Source organism: bacterium (assembly GCA_040755795.1).
GTDB lineage: Bacteria > UBA9089 > CG2-30-40-21 > CG2-30-40-21 > SBAY01 > JBFLXS01.
This window is the reverse complement of sequence record JBFLXS010000592.1, coordinates 1-1,982: the sequence shown is the minus strand read 5'-3', so window position 1 is coordinate 1,982 and position 1,982 is coordinate 1. Positions and strand designations below refer to the sequence as shown.

Below are 1,982 nucleotides of genomic sequence, written 5' to 3'. Positions count from 1 at the left end.
AAATAGTAGGCAAGTAGGTAGTAGGAAAGGGATAAAGGATGTGCACGGTATTCCTCTTCTGGGGACAATGTCTCCCCTTTCCTACTTCCCTACTCTCCTACTTTCCTACAGGCTGAATAGTTACCTTTATTTAATGCCTCTAACAATTTATCTTTCTTAAGACCCCTTAGATGGAATATCAAATTGGACGAATAAAAATGTGTCTAAGTGTCTGGTAGTCTATGTAACTCAGACACCTAGACACCAGACCACCTGAACGGTTACAATATTCTAATAATTAGTATTCATTCGTAAAATTCGTTTAATTCGTGGTAACTTTTTCTCGACATTGGGGAGTCTGGATGCCTCCTTAAAAGCTTTCTTAAGTAATTTTGTCATGTTTCACCTCGTTTTGTTTCCGTACACCTAACAACTCTGCCGCTATGGAGCATCAGCACAATAGCATCAGGTGCAGAAATCTATTAGATTATCATCTCTAAGTACCGTTTGTGAGTGCTGTTTAAACTAATGCTGGAACAAATTTTGCCAGCAAATATAAGTCTTCTTCGGTAGCAATAACTTTATGCTTTTTCCCTTCAGGAATTACAACAGATACACCTGCTTCATAGAAAATTTCTTTATTAGCAAGAATACCTTTGCCTTTTCCACCAATTATCTCATGTAACTCCCATTTATCCTCGTGGATATGCTCTCCAATTTGACAACCAGATTCTACCTTCACCAAATGACAACTGAATTTACCATTTGTAGATTCTCCTTTCACAAGATGCTTTAATGAGACACCCTTGAATACTGAATGTGCATTCCATTCCAAATCTTTTACATTTACCTCTTTTTCAAAATAGACAATCTTTCCTTCCTCAACTTTCTTGACCATTTCGCTTGAAGTACTCATCGTTTTTTGACCTCCTTATAGTCTTCGTTGCAACACAATGTTGTCTAACGATAAAGTTCAGGTGCGGCGGGGAGAATTACCACAAAAGTTTGATAGCAAGATAAAACTTTGAGAGACCACAAAACTCTGACCACGGCACAGTCCCCCGCCGTCCGCTGCAACGATTTGTTAGGTAAAAGACTTGCTCCGCCGCCTTTTTCTTCTTTTCTTAATCTTCGCTTTTTTGTAAATTCTATCTTCGAGGTTTGAACCTAATCTATCCTCCTCTTGGTATTCAACTTGTTATTGTCTCTGATCTTCAAGAGGATTTATAAAACTGTATCCCATTTGGTGAACTGCTTTACAGAGAGTTTCGTCTGCTGCTACAAATACCCAGTCTTTTTCAGCAATCAGATTAAATGTTCCGAGGTGTAGTGCGTCAAGTGTTCTAAGTCCTTGTGACTTTCCATGTTGTTTGATTAAAGATTCAGTTTCTTTAATTATCGCATGTCCTACAGGCTCTACATTGAAAGTGCTTAACTGTTCTTCAAAACCCGAAATGGCATTATTCAAATTCTCCTCATCTATTTCTTTATTCCTAAATCTTCTTGTTACCGCAGAGAGAAATTCAACTCCGGCAATTTCGGAAATCCATATCTCATTGTCTTCCGAAACTATTAATTCCGTAACTCTCTGAGAGCCTTCTTCTTTATGAAAGAATTTAACAAGTGCGGAACTATCAATGAACAGTTTCAAATTTTATCCTCTCTTTCCATAAGTATGTCATTGCTTAACGACCCGTCGCATTTACTTAATGCCTCTCTCACTTTGATATAGGCTTTTGAATGATTTGGAAGTTTCTTCTTTGTTTTGATTTTTAACGAAAGCATTATCTCATAAATCGTGATAATTTCTAACGGTGTCATTGCCTTCAATTCCTTCATGGCTTTTTCTTTTATCTTCATTTATACATACTCCTTTTAAACTGGACTTTCGTAAATTTTATGCTACTTCTAAAATTCTCTTTATCCTTATCAATCTGTTTATTTTGCTCAAAGAGGGCAAAATTAGGCTCAAAAGCCTGATGATTTTTTTGCAACTTATCCTT

General features: G+C 36.8%; 3 protein-coding genes. All 3 read right to left on the bottom strand.

Going from position 1 to position 1,982, the window contains the following annotated elements:
- Positions 1–499: 499 nt before the first annotated feature.
- Positions 500–895 carry a cupin domain-containing protein gene (locus AB1414_20035; GenBank protein MEW6609703.1) on the bottom strand — a complete coding sequence of 132 codons (396 nt, stop codon included), beginning with the start codon at positions 893–895 and terminating at the stop codon, positions 500–502.
- Between the two features lie 282 nt (positions 896–1,177).
- A complete protein-coding gene (locus tag AB1414_20030) occupies positions 1,178–1,630 on the bottom strand; it encodes a type II toxin-antitoxin system VapC family toxin (protein MEW6609702.1) in 453 nt (150 codons plus the stop codon).
- Positions 1,627–1,839, bottom strand: a complete 213-nt coding sequence (locus AB1414_20025) for a hypothetical protein (GenBank protein MEW6609701.1) — start codon at positions 1,837–1,839, stop codon at positions 1,627–1,629. The genes AB1414_20030 and AB1414_20025 overlap by 4 nt, the downstream gene beginning before the upstream one ends.
- Positions 1,840–1,982 lie beyond the last annotated feature (143 nt).